This window comes from Streptomyces sp. NPDC060031, assembly GCF_042736805.1.
Classification (GTDB): domain Bacteria; phylum Actinomycetota; class Actinomycetes; order Streptomycetales; family Streptomycetaceae; genus Streptomyces.
The window spans coordinates 25,916-40,964 of record NZ_JBHWVM010000037.1; the positions used below are offsets into that span (position 1 = coordinate 25,916).

Annotated in this window: 12 protein-coding genes, 1 tRNA gene, 5 pseudogenes and 1 riboswitch; of the genes and pseudogenes, 10 read left to right on the forward strand and 8 right to left on the reverse strand. The window is 73.6% G+C overall.

Annotated features, from left to right (window positions below):
* Positions 1-119 precede the first annotated feature (119 nt).
* Both ACFWB8_RS18465 and ACFWB8_RS18470 read right to left on the reverse strand, forming a co-directional pair.
* Positions 120-1,340: pseudogene (locus tag ACFWB8_RS18465) on the reverse strand (glycoside hydrolase family 18 protein); the annotation flags it as partial.
* A 135-nt stretch (positions 1,341-1,475) separates the two neighbouring features.
* Positions 1,476-1,967 carry a hypothetical protein gene (locus ACFWB8_RS18470; RefSeq protein WP_385227551.1) on the reverse strand — a complete coding sequence of 164 codons (492 nt, stop codon included), beginning with the start codon at positions 1,965-1,967 and terminating at the stop codon, positions 1,476-1,478.
* A gap of 100 nt (positions 1,968-2,067) precedes the next feature.
* Here ACFWB8_RS18470 and ACFWB8_RS18475 point away from each other — a divergent pair, with 100 nt between their 5' ends.
* From ACFWB8_RS18475 to ACFWB8_RS18500, 6 genes are all read left to right on the forward strand, one after another.
* Complete coding sequence (locus tag ACFWB8_RS18475) at positions 2,068-2,802, forward strand: ankyrin repeat domain-containing protein (RefSeq protein WP_385227554.1); 735 nt, start codon at positions 2,068-2,070, stop codon at positions 2,800-2,802.
* 54 nt (positions 2,803-2,856) lie between these two features.
* Positions 2,857-2,930: transfer RNA gene (locus ACFWB8_RS18480), tRNA-Trp, on the forward strand.
* Between the two features lie 106 nt (positions 2,931-3,036).
* A riboswitch (cobalamin riboswitch) is annotated at positions 3,037-3,175 on the forward strand.
* A gap of 35 nt (positions 3,176-3,210) precedes the next feature.
* Positions 3,211-4,200 (forward strand): ABC transporter substrate-binding protein, encoded by a 990-nt coding sequence (locus ACFWB8_RS18485; protein WP_385227557.1) that lies wholly within the window; start codon positions 3,211-3,213, stop codon positions 4,198-4,200.
* Positions 4,197-5,252 carry a FecCD family ABC transporter permease gene (locus ACFWB8_RS18490; RefSeq protein WP_385227560.1) on the forward strand — a complete coding sequence of 352 codons (1,056 nt, stop codon included), beginning with the start codon at positions 4,197-4,199 and terminating at the stop codon, positions 5,250-5,252. The genes ACFWB8_RS18485 and ACFWB8_RS18490 overlap by 4 nt, the downstream gene beginning before the upstream one ends.
* Entirely contained in the window at positions 5,249-6,061 is an 813-nt protein-coding gene (locus tag ACFWB8_RS18495) for an ABC transporter ATP-binding protein (protein WP_385227562.1), read from the forward strand. The genes ACFWB8_RS18490 and ACFWB8_RS18495 overlap by 4 nt, the downstream gene beginning before the upstream one ends.
* Positions 6,062-6,130: 69 nt before the next feature.
* On the forward strand, positions 6,131-6,817 hold the full coding sequence (locus tag ACFWB8_RS18500; protein WP_385227565.1) for a hypothetical protein: 687 nt from the start codon (positions 6,131-6,133) through the stop codon (positions 6,815-6,817).
* On the opposite strand, the gene ACFWB8_RS18505 is transcribed toward ACFWB8_RS18500, so the two are convergent.
* The 5 genes and pseudogenes from ACFWB8_RS18505 to ACFWB8_RS18525 form a co-directional block, all read right to left on the reverse strand.
* Positions 6,793-7,191 (reverse strand): VOC family protein, encoded by a 399-nt coding sequence (locus ACFWB8_RS18505; RefSeq protein WP_385227568.1) that lies wholly within the window; start codon positions 7,189-7,191, stop codon positions 6,793-6,795. The two genes, ACFWB8_RS18500 and ACFWB8_RS18505, sit on opposite strands and share 25 nt — an antisense overlap.
* Positions 7,192-7,315: 124 nt before the next feature.
* Complete coding sequence (locus tag ACFWB8_RS18510; RefSeq protein WP_385227571.1) at positions 7,316-8,938, reverse strand: N,N-dimethylformamidase beta subunit family domain-containing protein; 1,623 nt, start codon at positions 8,936-8,938, stop codon at positions 7,316-7,318.
* An 87-nt stretch (positions 8,939-9,025) separates the two neighbouring features.
* The gene (cpt, locus tag ACFWB8_RS18515; RefSeq protein ID WP_385227575.1) at positions 9,026-9,559 is read right to left on the reverse strand and encodes a chloramphenicol phosphotransferase CPT; all 534 of its coding nucleotides are present in this window, start codon (positions 9,557-9,559) and stop codon (positions 9,026-9,028) included.
* 70 nt (positions 9,560-9,629) lie between these two features.
* Positions 9,630-10,056: pseudogene (locus tag ACFWB8_RS18520) on the reverse strand (sugar phosphate isomerase/epimerase family protein); the annotation flags it as partial.
* Positions 10,053-10,427: pseudogene (locus ACFWB8_RS18525) on the reverse strand (Gfo/Idh/MocA family oxidoreductase); the annotation flags it as partial. The pseudogenes ACFWB8_RS18525 and ACFWB8_RS18520, both read right to left, overlap by 4 nt.
* A gap of 225 nt (positions 10,428-10,652) precedes the next feature.
* Here ACFWB8_RS18525 and ACFWB8_RS18530 point away from each other — a divergent pair.
* Together ACFWB8_RS18530 and ACFWB8_RS18535 are read left to right on the forward strand one after the other, a co-directional pair.
* Entirely contained in the window at positions 10,653-11,735 is a 1,083-nt protein-coding gene (locus tag ACFWB8_RS18530; protein ID WP_385227578.1) for a LacI family DNA-binding transcriptional regulator, read from the forward strand.
* Entirely contained in the window at positions 11,732-12,526 is a 795-nt protein-coding gene (locus tag ACFWB8_RS18535; protein ID WP_385227581.1) for a sugar phosphate isomerase/epimerase family protein, read from the forward strand. The genes ACFWB8_RS18530 and ACFWB8_RS18535 overlap by 4 nt, the downstream gene beginning before the upstream one ends.
* Before the next feature lie 51 nt (positions 12,527-12,577).
* On the opposite strand, the pseudogene ACFWB8_RS18540 reads toward ACFWB8_RS18535, so the two are convergent.
* A pseudogene (locus ACFWB8_RS18540) lies at positions 12,578-13,710 on the reverse strand (substrate-binding domain-containing protein).
* Here ACFWB8_RS18540 and ACFWB8_RS18545 point away from each other — a divergent pair.
* Positions 13,699-14,561 (forward strand): annotated as a pseudogene (locus tag ACFWB8_RS18545) (beta-galactosidase); the annotation flags it as partial. The pseudogenes ACFWB8_RS18540 and ACFWB8_RS18545 sit on opposite strands and share 12 nt — an antisense overlap.
* A 204-nt stretch (positions 14,562-14,765) precedes the next feature.
* A complete protein-coding gene (locus ACFWB8_RS18550; RefSeq protein ID WP_385227656.1) occupies positions 14,766-15,011 on the forward strand; it encodes a hypothetical protein in 246 nt (81 codons plus the stop codon).
* The last annotated feature ends 38 nt before the right edge of the window (positions 15,012-15,049 follow it).

The window sequence follows — 15,049 nt, forward strand, 5'->3', positions numbered from 1 at the left end:
ACCGGCCCCCGCGGCCGGGCCGGGTACGGGCTCGGCAGGGGCTGGGCGAGGGTTTGCGCGCCGCCGGGCCGGTCGATTCCGCGGCCCGGCGGCGCTGTCGGGGGTCCGCCCGGGGGGGCTCAGCGGCCGCGCAGGCCCTGGTCGACGGCCGTCATCAGCTCGCCGTCGGCGGTGTCGGCGTCCAGGGACCAGAACATGGCGCCGCCCAGGCCCTCTTCGCGGATGTACCGGGTCTTGGTGCGCAGTACCTGCGGGTCGTCGTACGTCCACAGCGTGCTGCCGTCGAACAGCCAGGCGTGGCCGCCGCGCCGGTCGCGGTACACCTCGTACGGGCCCGCGTCGGCCAGTTTCTTCAGCGCCTTGTAGTCCTCGTACCCGGCCGCCCAGGTGGCCGGCGCCGGGCCCGTGGCCGGCCGGCCCATGCCGTCCCCGCCGCCGCTGACGCCGGTCCAGCCCTGTCCGTAGAACGGCATGCCCATCACCAGCTTGCGCGCGGGCGCGCCGCGCCGCTCCCAGGCCTCGACCGTGCCGGCCACGCTGAAGTCGTCCCGGGCGTACAGCGCGGACTGCTGCGCCGTCCTCTGCTCGCCGGAGACGTGGAAGTCGTAGCCCTGGAGGGTCACGAAGTCGAGGTCGCACATGATCCGGCGGACGTCGAAGCCCGCGTCGATCTTGGCGGGGGCGGTGGGGACGAAGGCCGTCAGCTCGTACGTGGTCCGCTTCCTCTGGCTGCGGGCGTACGCGTCCAGCTGGGTGCGGAACTCCTTGACCAGCTCGGCGAAGTTGCGCTTGTCCTGCGGCCGGTGGGTGGTGTCGGTGTCGCCGGCCGATCCGGGCCACTCCCAGTCGAGGTCGATCCCGTCGAAGACCCCGGCGGCCGCCCCCGCGCCCCCGCGGGCGCCGTCCCGCGGCAGATTCCCCTTGATGTAGAGGTCGATGCAGGACGCCACGAGCGCCTTGCGGGAGGCCGGGGTGAGCGCGGCGTCGGAGAAGTGCGTGGACCAGCTCCAACCGCCCAGCGAGAGCAGGACCTTGAGGCCGGGGTTCCTGGCCTTGAGCTCGCGCAGCTGGTTGAAGCTGCCGGCGAGGGGCTGCTCCCCGTCGTCGGCGACGCCGTCCACGGAGTTCTCGGCGTCGAGCGGGCGGACGTAGCCGGCCCAGGCGTCGGCCTCACCGGGCACGTTGCCGGTGAAGCACTTGCCGTCCGCGCCGATGTTGCCGAAGGCGTAGTTGATGTGGGTGAGCTTGCCGGCGCTGCCGTTCGCCTCGAGGTCCTGTACCTGGAAGTCCCGTCCGTAGACGCCCCATTGGGTGAAGTACCCGACCCTTTTGTACGGGGTGGCGCCGTGGGCGGCGGAGGCGGGGGAGTGGTGCTCCTGAGCCGTGCTGTGCGTGCGCTGTGCATGCGGAAACTATTGGTCTGGACCAGAATTGGTCAAGGGGGCGGGCGGGGCGGGGCGGGTGCGGACGTGGGGTCAGGACAGGCTCCACTGGCCGACGTCGTCGGCCAGGCCGCCGTTGAGGGCGAACTGCACCGCGGCGAGCGGAGCGTCCTCGGGCAGTCGGAAGGTGACGAAGCCGGACGCCGTGCCGCCGGGGCTGAGCGTGACGGTGTCGGGGAAGACCGCACCGGCCTCCGTCGAGGCGTTGGAGCCGGTGTAACGCTGCCCGTACGCGTCCAGCAGGTGCGCGGCGGGGGCCGGGGAGTCCTTGTACACGGCGGTCCCGGTGTTCTCCAGGTGGAACTGTACGGAGACCAGCCGGTCGGAATCCTCGGGCGCGGGGCTCGCCGGATCCACCACCTGGCTCAATGTGACGTCGAGCCGCTCGCCCGGGCCGTTGCCGGACAGCGGGACGGTCTGACCGGAGGGGCCGGCCGCGCCCAGCAGGGCGGGAAGCAGCAGGACGATGGCGGCCAGGGGCGCCCGCAGCCGTGTCCCGGGGCCGGGCCGCCCGCGCCGGCGCATGGCGGAACCTGCTGTTCCACGGATCACCCTGCCCACGATCCTCCGCGTCCCCCGGTCCCGCCACCCGCCGTAGCGGCGCGGGCCCTCGTAGCCTGGGCCCATGCTCTCCCTCGAATCCGGCGACCCGCTCGCCGTCTCCGTCTCGGCCGCGATCCGCGCCGGCGACCTGTCGGAGCTGCGGCGACTCCTGGACGCGCACCCCGGGCTCGCGACCTGCCGCATCGTGCGGCGGGGCGCGGCGGCCGGGGAGCGCAGCCTGCTGCACGTCGCGACCGACTGGCCTGGCCACTACCCGCAGACCACGGAGGTGATCCACGCCCTCGTCGCCGCCGGGGCGGACCCCGGGGCCCGGTTCGTCGGGGCGCACGCGGAGACCCCGCTGCACTGGGCCGCCAGCAACGACGACGTGGCCGCCGTCGACGCCCTCATCGCGGTGGGCGCCGACATCGAGGCGCCGGGCGGCCTCCTCGGCGGCGGCACCCCGCTCGCCGACGCGACGGGCTTCGGCCAGTGGCGCGCCGCGCGCCGCCTCATCGAGCACGGCGCCCGCCCCGGCCTCGAGGACGCCGCGGCCCTCGGACTCCTGGAACGCGTCGAGGAGTTCCTCGCCGCCGGCGTGCCCCGGGAAGACGTCACGAGTGCCTTCTGGGGGGCCTGTCACGGAGGCCGGCTGTCCACAGCCCAATACCTGCTGTCTCAAGGCGCGGACGTCGACTGGATCGGCCACGGCGGCCTGACACCTCTCGATATTGCTCTGACCAGCGAAGACGGACCCTTGATCGCCTGGCTGCGGTCCGCCGGCGCGCACACCGGCGCCGAGATTCCCGCGAGTTGACCCCTGAATTCGGTGGATCTTCGGCCTGCGTCGTGCCATGGTTGGTCCCACCGAAGGGGTGTAGCTCAGCTGGTCAGAGCGCCGGTCTCCAAAACCGAAGGCCGCAGGTTCGAATCCTGCCGCCCCTGCAACGCTGTACAACGGCTCTGTCGTGAACGCCCAACCGTGGACGCCCAGGCGCGAGATCCCTCGCCCTGGGCGTTCGTCGTTTCCCCGCGGGGCCCGTCGGCCGGCGTCTGGCAGACTGGGGCGGGTCATCCCAGGCGGTGCAGGACAGGAAACCGGTGCGAATCCGGTGCGGTCCCGCCACTGTGACCGGAGCCCGCCCGCGGGAACCGGGAGTCAGACACTGACGCACCGCCTCTTCACTTCGGCCAGGGGACGCGGATCCCCCGGAGAGGCTTCGCGATGTCGCGTTCCCGCGCCCTCCTGCGCGCATGTGTGCCGGTTTCACTGCTGATACCCCTGGCCGCCTGCGGCGGCTCCCCGAATGCGGGGGACCGGCCGTCAGGAGCCACCGCCGGGCCCGGATTCCCGTACACCGTCACGAACTGCGGGACGACCAGCACCTACCAGGCCCCGCCCCGACGGGCCGTCACCATGAACCAGCACGCGACCGAGATCCTCCTCGCCCTCGGGCTGGAGGAGAAGATCGCCGGGACCGCCTACCTGGACGACGCGGTGCTCCCCGCCTACCGGCCCGCCTACGACGAGCTCAAGGTGCTGGCCAAGGAGTACCCCTCCAAGGAGATCCTCCTCGGAGCCAACCCCGACTTCGTCTACGGGGGTTACTCCAGCGCTTTCGACAAGGCCCAGGGCCGCGACCGCGAGGGACTCGCCAAGTCCGGCATCAACTCGCGGCTCAGCGTGGAGTACTGCACCGAGGGGCCGGTCGGCCTCGACCAGCTCAAGACCGAGATCACCGAGGTGGCGCGGACCTTCGGCGTACCCGAGCGCGGCGCCGAGCTCATCGAGGACGAGCAGCGCCGCATCGACGCCGTCACCGCGCGGGTGAAGGGCCGGGCCAAGCCGTCCGTCTTCGTCTACGACTCCGGCGAGGCCTCCGCCTTCACCTCGGGAGGCAACGGAATCGGCAATCAGATCGTCTCGCTGGCCGGCGGGACGAACGCCTTCGCCGACCTCAAGGACACCTTCGGTGACGTGTCGTGGGAGAAGGTCATCGAGCGCCGGCCCGAGGTGGTCCTCATCTACGACTACGGCGGCACCACCGTCGAAGCCAAGAAGCAGCGCCTGTTGAACGACCCGGCGCTGGCGCAGGTTCCCGCGATCAAGAACCAGCGCTTCGTCGTGCTCCCGCTGTCCTCGGCCGTGCTCGGCGTACGCGTCGCCGACGCCGTCGAGTCCCTGGCCCGCCAGCTCCACCCCGACGCCGCGTGAGGCGGCGCCGCACCCCGCTCGTCCTCGTCGTGCTCGCCTGCGCACTGGCCGCGTCCGCCGTCGCGGGCCTGGCCCTCGGGCCGGTACGGATCGCCCCCGGCCAGGTGCTCGACATCCTGCTCGCCGGACCGGGCCCGGGCAGCGGAGCCTTTGGTTCCATCGTGTGGGACGTACGCATGCCACGGGTGCTGCTCGGGGCCTTCGTCGGCGCCGGGCTGGCCGTCGCGGGCACCGTGCTGCAGGCCCTCGTACGCAACCAGCTGGCCGACCCCTTCCTGCTCGGGGCCTCCTCAGGGGCCTCGGCGGGTGCGGTCGCGGTCATCGTGCTCGGGGCGGGGGCGGGGGCGGGGGCGGGTGCGGGAGCCGGGGGCATCGCCAGCGGCGTGGGGGTGCCGCTCGCCGCCTTCGCCGGGTCGATGGGCGCGCTCGTCGCCGTCTACGCCTTGGCCCGGCGCGGCGGCACCATGAGCACCGGCCGGCTGATCCTCGCCGGGGTCGCCGTCCAGTACGTCCTGTCCGCCCTCACCAGCCTGGTACTGGTGCTCGCCGCGCACCCCGACCAGATCCGCAGCGTCCTGTTCTGGACCCTCGGCGGCCTGGGCGGCGCCCGCTGGGACGAACTGGCCCTGCCCGCCGCCGGGCTCCTCGTCGGCACCGGCCTGCTCATCGCCCTGGCCAGGCCGCTCGACCTGCTGCTCGCGGGCGAGGAGGGCGCGCGGACGCTGGGCCTGGACACCGGACGGTTCCGCGCCGCCGTGTTCGTCCTGACCTCCCTGGTCATCGGGGTTCTGGTGGCGTACAGCGGGGCGATCGGCTTCGTGGGGCTGATGGTTCCGCACGCCGCCCGGATGGTCGTCGGCGCCGGACACCGCGCGCTGCTGCCGGTGGCCGCGCTGGGCGGGGCGGTGTTCCTGACCCTGGCCGACCTGGTCGCCCGTACCGCCGCCGCGCCCGAGGAGATCCCGGTCGGCGTGGTCACGGCGCTGGTCGGCGGACCGTGTTTCCTGTGGCTGCTGCGCAGGTCCACCCGTACCGAGGGGGTGGCGGGATGACGGCGGGACCGGGATCCCGGCCGCTGGAACTCGCGGTAGAGGCCGTGCGTTACGAGACCGACGGGCACACGCTGCTGCACGGAGTCGACCTCATCGCCCGCCCCGGCGAGACGGTCGGCGTGGTCGGCCCCAACGGCAGTGGCAAGACGACGCTGCTGCGCTGCGTCTACGGCGCTCTGCGGCCCGCGGCCGGCCGCGTACTGCTGGACGGCGTGGACGTGGCCGAGCTGGGGGTCAAGGACCGCGCCCGGCGGGTGGCGGTCGTGCCGCAGGACGCCGGCGGCACCTTCGGGCTGACCGTGCGCGAGGTCGTGGCCATGGGGCGCAGCCCCCACAAGCGGTTCTGGGAACAGGACGGCCCGGACGACGCGCGCAGGGTCGCCGAGGCCCTGGAGACCGTGGGTGCGGCCGGCTTTGCCGCGCGCCGCTTCGAGGAGCTCTCCGGCGGCGAACGCCAGCGCGCCCTGGTGGCCCGCGCCCTCGTCCAGGACGCCGGCCTGCTCGCCCTCGACGAACCGACCAACCACCTGGACATCCGCTACCAGCTGGAGATCCTGGCCCTGGTCCGCTCCCTGCCCGCGACCGGGCTGCTCGTCCTGCACGACCTCAACCTCGCCGCCGCCTTCTGCGACCGGCTGTACGTGGTCCGCGACGGGCGGGTGGCCGCCTCCGGGACACCGGACGCGGTCCTCACGGAGGAACTGCTGCGCGAGGTCTATGGCGTGCGCACGCGCATCGCGATCCACCCGGACACCGGCGCGGCGAACATCGTCTACCTTCCGGTGGATGGAGCACGAGCGGGCGACTGACGAGGTCTGGGGCCGCCTGGAGTACGGCGAGGACGCGGGAAGCAGGCTGCCCCGGACTGGCTGGACGGCTTGAGCCGCAACCGGGCCGCCGGGGCCGTGGACGTCGCCCCCGGCGGGATGCGGAATCCGGTCCCGTGGGTGGTGGCCCTGCACGAGGACCCGGAGGCGATGCGACGCCTCGCGGGCTCGGCGCACCTGCTGGTGCGCAGCAGCGTGGCGACGGCCCGGCGGCTGGCGCGGGACGAGGACCGGGTCGTACGGCTCTTCCTCGCCGAGAAGTGTGACGACGCGCCCGCCGAGATGCTGCTCGAGGTGTGGCAGTGGTGGAACGGGAGCTTCTCCGCGCCCGACCGGCCGTACGGGCAACCGAACTTCCCGCGGCGCGACCTGCTCCGCTTCGCCGAGGCCCCGCACCCGCGGCTTCGGCAGCCGGCGCTCGACGACCCGGACTCGACGGCCGGGCTGGTGGAACGCTTCAGCCGGGACGGGCAGGAGAAAGTCCGGCAGCGGGCCGCCACCGACCCGCGGCTGTCCGCGGAACCGGTGCTCCGCCTCCTCGCCGACCCGCAGGCAGGGGTACGGGACGCGGCGGGCCGCCACCCCCGGCTGCCCGCCCCCCGTATTGGCCCTCGTCCGCGACTTGCCGCATCCGCGCATCGTCCGGCCGCTCCCCGGCGGGCAGGAGGCGCACGCCCGCCGGGTTCACGGCGAAGGGGGGACCGGCCTTCGGCCTACTCGGCAGGGTCCGGCTGGTAGCCGTACGGGCGGGTGATGATCTCCATCGCGTGACCGCTGGGGTCCAGGAAGTAGACCCCGCGGCCGCCGTCGTTGTGGTTGATCTCGCCCGGGTGCTTGCGGTGCGGGTCCGCGAAGTACGGGATCCCGGCGGCCTGGATCTTCTCGAACGAGGCGTCGAACTCCGCCTCCGAGATCAGGAAGGCGTAGTGCTGCACGCTGATGGACGCGGCCGGGATGGTCGCGAAGTCCAGGGTGACGCCGTTCGCGGTTTCGACGGGGATGAACGGTCCCCACTCGGTTCCGACCTCGAGGCCGAGAACGTGCGCCAGGAACTCGGCGGACTCCCGGTTGTCACGGGAGTGGACGATCGTGTGGTTCAGCTGTACCGACATGTATGGATGCCTCCGAAAGGCACGTCACGGCGCCTCCATGCCTCACCCGGTCGGTGACCGACACGCGATGCCGTGACGTGATCCTAAACAGCCCTTCCGGGTGGAGTCCACCGCAATCGCGCCATCACGAACCCCCGTAAACCGCCTTGACGTTGTCTTGCGCCGGGTGGGTGCGGCCGGCCGGGCCCGCGGCGAAGGTCCGCAGCAGGTTCTCCGTCACCCGGGTGGTCAGCGCCCCCGACCGTGCGTCCAGGCCGTGGTTGGCGCCGCTGCGCCCGTCGCCCGTCGCGTCGAGGGCCTCCACCCACCGCATCGTCCCGGTCGCGAAGACCCCGGCGCCGCTCGGCACCGTGTAGTACGCCGTGTCCTGGTGGCTGGGGCGGCCCTCGCAGACCACGGGGGAGTGGGCCAGGATCTCGATCGGACGGGGCGTCGGGAAACCGGTGTTGACCTTGTCGTACTCCACGCCGACCAGGTGCGCGAAACGGTCGCCCGCCTTGGCCCCGGTGCCCTCGAACAGCCAGTGGCCCGGGTTCGTCACGATGTACGGGGCGTCCACCGGGTAGCCGTCGTAGATCACGCCCAGCAGCGAGCTCTCCGGGTCCGCGGCCGGCGGCGAGCGGAAGTCGACGGTGGCCGGATGGCCGCGTTTGAAACCGGGGTCCTGGTCGTAGGAGGACTTGTAGCAGACCAGCGTACGGTCCGGCCCCAGGTCGGAGGGCTCCAGCCGGATACGGCGGAAGCAGCAGTTCGCCCCCAGGATCGCGATGTTCGTCCCGGCGTCGCGGGCGGCGGTGAAGTGGGCGCGCTGCTCGGGCGACCAGTACTCGTCGTGGCCGAGCGAGAGCACCGCCGAGGCGCCCTCCAGGAGGCGCTTCTCCCGGGCCACGTCGGTGGTCGTCGTGTAGGCCAGGGGTATGCCGAGCCGCTCGGCGAGCGCGAGCAGCGGCGCCTCGTACACGAGGAACAGGCCCGCGCCGTCGTCGTACTCGTAGGGGCGGTCGAAGGACACGGCGAGCGAGCGCGAGGCGTAGCCGCCGTTGGGGCCGTCGTAGCTGCCGTAGCCGCCCCACCGGTTGTACGCCTGCCAGGTGGCCACGGCGTTGACCACGACCGTACGTCCTGTCGTGGCCGCCGAGCGGACGGTCACCGGAACGAACCGCTGACCCTCGCCGCCCTGCGCATCCAGCCGCAGCAGGTAGCAGCCCTCGGGCCAGTCCTTGGTCTCGACGGTGGTGGTGCGGGCCCATCGGGTGCGGACCATCCGGGTCCCGGGGTCCACGGTGTGCTCGGGCTGCCGCACGCCGGGCAGCGCCTCGGAGCGCCACACCAGGCGGGCGCGGGCGCCGCCGTACCAGCCCATCCGGTAGGCGGAGACCGTGAACCGGGGCGCGGTGGTGGACACGTGCAGTCCGAACGACTCGCCGGGCAGCACGCTGACCTTGTCCGCGAACCCCTCGATGGCCCGCGCCGGTCCGGCCTTGGTCACGTGCCAGTCGGCGTTTGCGGGGCGGGCGTTCTCGGCCTTGACGTCGAAGCCGTGCGGCCCGTCCTTGCCCGGCGCTCCGGACGGCTTCGGGTTCTTGCCGGACCCCGCCCCGTCCACCATGTTCGCCCCGCCGGCGTCGCCGCTCGCGCAGCCGGCCACCGTACCGAGCCCGGCTGCCGTGGCCGCGCCCGTCGCGATGGCGAGGAACCGCCGTCTGCCTGCGCCTTCGCCGTCCCCGGCCATGTACTCCTGATCCATGGAGGGCACGCTATTTCACGCTTCGGCCCAGGCTTTTACCGCCCCGGGCTTCGTCCCGTCGGCCCGTGCCGGCCACCGGGCGCCGAGCTACTCGACACGTGCGGCGATGGCCCGCGCGCACTCCATCGACTCGGTGTGCGTCGTGTCCACCTCGACGTCGTAGAGCACGCCCGTGTGGACCATGTCCGCCTGCGACACGGCCATCCCGATGTCCCGGTCGCCCCGTGCCACCTCGCGGCCCGCCGCGACCGCGCTCTCGCAACGGACGCCGACCCACAACACCCGCAGCCCGCCCAAAGCCTGCTGCCAACGCTGCTGGGACTGCGCTCCGCCGAGGAACACCTCATCGACGACGACCCGGGCACCCGCGCGCGCCATGGCGGCGATCCCCTCGATCCATGCCGCTTCCAGCGCCCGGAACTCCGGCCCGACGACCACCTCGCCGCCCGGGGCGAACTCGATCCACGCGTCCGCATTGCGCAGGGACGCGGGCATCGCGTCGATGAGCGTGTCGACACCGAAGGCCAGCCACGGATCCGGCAGAACGGCCTGCAGGCACCGGGCGATCCCGGACTTGCCCGAGCTGGAGCCGCCGTTGAGCACGATCACCTGAGTCGTCACCGCGCCACAGTAGGGGGATCGCGGCAAGGGGCGAAGCGAGTTTCCGGCCGGGGCCGCGCCCGCCGCACGCGACGTGTTCGCGGTAGCGGTCGATCACCTCCCGCAGTACGTCCCCGCCGTCCCGGGCCCACAGCGCCGGGGAAGATCTCCACCTCCACCGGGCCCCGGTATCCGGCCGCGTCGGCCAGCTCCGGGAAACCCCGCAGGTCGATGCAGCCGTCCCCCAACTGCCCCCGGCCAGGCAGCACGCCCTCGGGCAGCGGAGTCACCCAGTCGGCCACCACCCCCACCTCCCGCGCCGGGAACTGCTCGGCGATGTCCAGGGCCTGACCGAGCGTGGAGACCACACAGCGGTCCGAGGCGTACATCGGACGCAACGGCTCGATCCCCAGCCGCACCCCGCGCGCGGCGGCCCACGGCGCGAGCCCGCCCAGGATGTCGGCGATCCGGCGGCGCGCCCCGACCAGGTCCCGGTCGCCCTCGGGCAGCCCGCCCGCTCGGCGGGCTGCCAGTCACCCTCGAAGGCCCCGTAGCCGAACTCCTCGCGCACGGACAGGACCTCGTCGAAGAACCCGCCCTCGATCAATCGTTCGAGCTTCGGCAGGCCCGGCAGGAACAGCTTGTCCTGGACCACGCCGTGCTTGACCCCGGCCCCGGCGGCCAGCCGCGCCAGCTCCAGCGAGGACTCGAAGCTCAGGGTGGTCGGCTTCTCGCAGTAGACGTGCTTGCCCGCCGCTATGGCCTGCCGGACGGCCGCCTCCCTGGCCCCGGTGACCTTCGCGTCGACATGGACCTCGGTCTCGGGATCGGCCAGGACGGCCGCGAGCACCGGCTCCGGCCACAGGACCGTGCCGTTGCCGAGGCCGATCTCGATGGTCTTGCGCTCCACGGTGTCCCCCTCCTCCGCCGACGATAGAAAGCGCTTTCATTCCGATCAGGCTAGGGTCATCCATCAACGGTCTGCAAGACCCTTTCGGGTGATGGAAAGCGCTTCCTGAATACGCGACCATGGAGATCCACACACGGATGAGACGATGAGCCCGCGGCAGCACGACAAGGCAACGAGACGGACGAGAGAGAAGGAGGGGTACGGATGGCGGTGACCCTCGCCGAGGTCGCGGCGCAGGCAGGCGTGTCGCCCGCGACGGTCTCGCGCGTACTGAACGGCGGATACCCGGTGGCCGGCGCCACCCGGACCCGTGTGGAACAGGCCGTCGAAGACCTCGGTTACATCGCCAACGGCCCCGCCCGCGCGCTCGCGGCCGCCACCCCCTCCGACCTCGTCGGCGTCCTCGTCCACGACATCGCCGACAGCTTCTTCGGGATCCTCGCCGGCTCCTTCCAGAGCGCCCTCTCGCCCGCCGGGCAATCCGGCGCCCGCCGTCTCGCCGTCGTCTGCAACACCGAGGGCGACGCCGCGACCGAGCTCGCCCACCTCACGCTCCTGGAGGGCCAGCGGGCCGGCGGAGTCGTCCTCACCGGCAGCGCCGTCGAGGAACCGGGGCACACCCTCGCGCTCGCCGCCCGGCTCGCGCGGATCGCCGCCACCGGGGCACCGGTGGTCCTGTGCGGCCGCCCCCCGCTGCCCGTGCCCGCCGGACTCCCCGTCGCCACCGTCATGTTCGACGACCACGGCGGCGCCTTCCGCCTCGCCGAGCACCTGCTGTCGCTCGGCCACCGCCGCATCGCCTACGTCGCCGGTCCGCCGGGGCTGAGCACCACCCGGGAGCGCCTCGCCGGACACCACGAAGCCCTGCATCGGCGCGACCCCGGCCTGCCCGACCGCTGCGCCGACCTCACCGTCCACGCCGGCCTCCAGCGGTCCGCCGGGTACGACGCCGCCCGTGAACTGCTGCGCCGCGGGGCCCCCTTCACCGTCGTCGCCGCGGCCAACGACACCGTCGCCACAGGAGTCGCCGCCGCGCTGCGCGAGGCCGGCCTGCGCATCCCCGAAGACGTCTCCGTCGCCGGCTTCGACGACCTGCCCGTCTGCCTCGACACCGCGCCCCCGCTCACCACGGTGCGCGTGCCGCTGCGCGAGGCGGGCGCGCTCGCCGCGCAGTTCGTCACCGGCCGCAGACCGCTGCCGCCCGGCGGGATCACGACGCTGCCCGCCGAGCTGATGGTGCGCGGCTCCACCGCGCCGCCGCCCCGGCATGAGGGGAGCCGTCCGTGAGGTACGCGTTCTCCACGCTCGGTCTGCCCGGCACGCCGCTCGCGCGCAGCGCCGAACTCGCCGCCGCCCACGGGTACGACGGCCTGGAGCTGCGCGCCCACCCCGAGGAGCCCCTGCACCCCGGCAGCCCGGCCGGCGACCGCGCCGTCGGACTGCGGACCCTGGCCGCCGCCGGGGTCGCCGTCCTGGGGGTCGCGGGATACGCGAGGGTGGCGGCCGCCGGCCCGGACGAGCCGGTACTCGCCGAGATCCGGGCCCTGATCGGGCTCGCCGCCGACCTCCGTGCCCCCTACGTCCGGGTCTTCCCCGGCGGCGGCGACCAGCCCGCCCCGGCCGCCGACGACCACGCGGTACGCCGACTGCTGGCCGCGGCCCCGTTCGCCGAGCGCCACGGGGTGCGGATCCTGCTGGAAACCCACGACTCGCACCGCACCGCGGCCGCCACCGCCCGGGTGCTCGACCGGGTCGCCCATCCGAGCACGGGCGCAGTGTGGGACGTACTGCACACCTGGCTCGGTGGCGAGCCGCCGGCCGAGTCGCGGCGGACCCTCGCCGCGCACCTGGGCTACGTACAGGTGAAGGACGTGGCGTCGGCGGGGGAGCCGACCCCGCTCGGGCTCGGCGCCGGAGTACTGCCGCTCGCCGAGGCCGCGGCCGCCGCCGATCCGGACGGCTGGCTGTGCTGGGAGTACGAGAAGCGCTGGCACCCCGGCGCCGCCGAGCTGCCGGAACAGCTCGCGGGGGGCCGGGAGTACCTGGCGGGGCTGGTGCGTGCCCGTCGCCGCGAGTGAACGCGCGGCTCGATCGAAACGGTCACTCGCCCCGCCCGCCCCGCCCGTGCCCTACGAGCGGATCGTCAGCCGCGGAAGCAGTTCCAGGTGCTGCCGGGTGCCCTCCTGCGCCGTCCCGGCCGCCGTCAGCCGGTCCAGCAGCAGCCCCGCGGCCCGCGCGCCCACCTCGCCCTTGGCCGGCGCCACCGCCGACAGCGCGACGTCGGCCAGCCCAGCCACCTCGTCGTCGTACGTGATCACCGCCAGGTCCTCGGGCACCCGCACGCCCCGCGCCTGGAGCCGCGGGATCAGCATGATCGCGTCGGTGTCGCTGTGGATCAGGGCCGCGGTCACCCCGCCCTTGGCCACCGCCTCGTGCAGGTAGTCCAGCGTCCGGGCGAACAGGTCCGCGTCCGACAGCGGCCCGGCCCCGGCCGCCGGCCACGCGGGCGCCGGCTCCAGTCCGAGCGCGGCGACGGCCGCCTCGTACCCGGCCCGCAGCCGCGCCGTCGTCGCCGTCTCCCGGCTGGCCAGCGCGATCCGCCGGTGCCCCAGTTCCACCAGGTGCTGCACCGCCCGCGCCGCGCCGTGCGCGTGGTCCGAGGTCACACGGTCCAGACCCGCCGCCGGAGGCCCCGGCGGGGGGCCCACCGCTCCACCAGCACGGTGGGAACCGGCAGTTCCGCCGTCCATGCCCCCTCGCCCGGACCGGGCGCGCCGGAGTCCCAGTTCGGCGTCAGCAGCAGCCCGTCCGCCCCGGTGGACAGCAGCCGGTCCGCCTGGGTCCGGTCCTCGCCCGACAGGTACCGGGTCAGTCCCACCCTCAGGCGCGCGCCCCGCGCCTCGACCACCGCGCGGGCCGCCCGTACGACTTCGGCGTAGTAGTACTCGGTCGTCGGCACCACCATCCCGATCACCAGCCCCTCGGCCGAGGGGCTGGATGCGCCGGCCGCGGTGCGGGCCCGCGTCCCGGACGCCGCCGACGCGGCCGATGTGGCGGCGAACGCCGTCCGGCCCGGTTCCATCCGGCTGATCACCCCGTGCATCCGCAGGATTTCGCCCCGCGCCGCCATCGTCTCGATGTCCCGCCGCAGGGTCACCGGGGAGACGCCGAGCTCCTGGGCCAGGTCCGTGACGCGCGCGCTGCCCCGCTCCTGGACGAGCGCGAGCACCTGTGCCTGACGCTGGTCTACATGTGGCCTCAAGGAAGATCCCCCTATGGTCTTTCTCGACCTCTCCCGAGAGTCAGCGCATGCTCACGCACGACCAGGCACTACTTCACCTACGTCCCCTGGAGCTTCCACGAGACGGCTCCCGGCAAGGGCGACTTCACCGGTTGGCGCGACCTCGGCCGCTTCCTGCGCATCGCGCAGGACCTCGGACTCGACGCGATCATCCGCCCCGGCCCGTACATCTGCGCCGAATGGGAGTTCGGGGGCCTGCCCGCCCGGCTGCTCGCGGTGGACGGCCTCCACCTGCGCTGCTCAGACCCGCGCTTCGAGGCAGAGGTGGACGGCTGGTTCGACCTCGTCGTCCCCGAACTGCTGCCCTGCTCGCGAGCCGCGGCGGACCGGTCGTCGCCGTACAGATCGAGAACGAGTACGGCTCGTACGGCAACGACACCCGCTACCGCGCCCACGTGGAACAGGCCCTCGTCGAACGCGGTGTGGACTGCCTGCTGTTCACCGCCGACGGCCCCGAGAGCGCCATGCTCCAAGGCGGGATGGTGCCCGGCCGGCTGGCCACCGCCACCTTCGGCGCCAAACCCGCCGAACGCCTCGCCCACCTGCGCCGCTACCAGCGGAGCGGCCCGCTCGCCGCCATGGAGTTCTGGATCGGCTGGTTCGACCACTGGGGCGAGGAGCACCACGTCCGCGCTGTCGAGGAGGCGGCGCAGTCGCTCGACGAACTCCTCGCCACCGGCGCCTCCGTCAACCTCTAGACGGCTCACGGCGGCACCAACTTCGGCTTCTGGGCCGGCGCCAACCACACCGGCTCCCGCCCCGCAGACCCCGGCTACCAGCCCACCGTCACCAGCTACGACTACGACGCACCCATCGGCGAGGCCGGCGAACTGACCCCGACGTTCCACGCGTTCCGCGAGGTCATCGGCAAGTACGTCCCGCTCCCGGACGGTCCGCTGCCGCAGCCGCCGTCGCGGATCACGCCCGCCCTCGCCGTCCCCGCGGGGACGGCGCCGCTCCTCGCCCACCTCGACGTCCTCGCCGGCCCGCCAGTGCTGCGCCCCGCGCCCGAATCCATGGAGAAGCTCGGCCAGGACCACGGTCTGATCCACTACCGCACCACCGTCACCGGCCCGCGCCCCGCCATGCCGGTGCAGATCGACGGCCTCGGCGACCGCGGGTACGTCTTCGCCGACGGCGTCCCGCTCGGCGTCCTGGACCGCAACGCCCCCGACGAGAGCCTCGACCTGCCCGTCGGCGAGGCCGGCGTCGTCCTCGACGTACTGGTCCGGGCGGCAGGGCCCGTGGTCACCCTCGAGTGAGGCGGAGGCGGGTGCTCACGGCCGCCGGGCGGCACGGC

Coding starts and splice junctions, on each gene's coding strand:
- ACFWB8_RS18470 (WP_385227551.1), bottom strand. CDS start 1,967: ATGCGCCGGCGCGGGCGGCCCGGCCCCGGGACACGGCTGCGGGCGCCC.
- ACFWB8_RS18550 (WP_385227656.1), top strand. CDS start 14,766: ATGGAGAAGCTCGGCCAGGACCACGGTCTGATCCACTACCGCACCACC.
- ACFWB8_RS18475 (WP_385227554.1), top strand. CDS start 2,068: ATGCTCTCCCTCGAATCCGGCGACCCGCTCGCCGTCTCCGTCTCGGCC.
- ACFWB8_RS18510 (WP_385227571.1), bottom strand. CDS start 8,938: ATGGATCAGGAGTACATGGCCGGGGACGGCGAAGGCGCAGGCAGACGG.
- ACFWB8_RS18505 (WP_385227568.1), bottom strand. CDS start 7,191: ATGTCGGTACAGCTGAACCACACGATCGTCCACTCCCGTGACAACCGG.
- ACFWB8_RS18485 (WP_385227557.1), top strand. CDS start 3,211: ATGTCGCGTTCCCGCGCCCTCCTGCGCGCATGTGTGCCGGTTTCACTG.
- ACFWB8_RS18530 (WP_385227578.1), top strand. CDS start 10,653: ATGGCGGTGACCCTCGCCGAGGTCGCGGCGCAGGCAGGCGTGTCGCCC.
- ACFWB8_RS18495 (WP_385227562.1), top strand. CDS start 5,249: ATGACGGCGGGACCGGGATCCCGGCCGCTGGAACTCGCGGTAGAGGCC.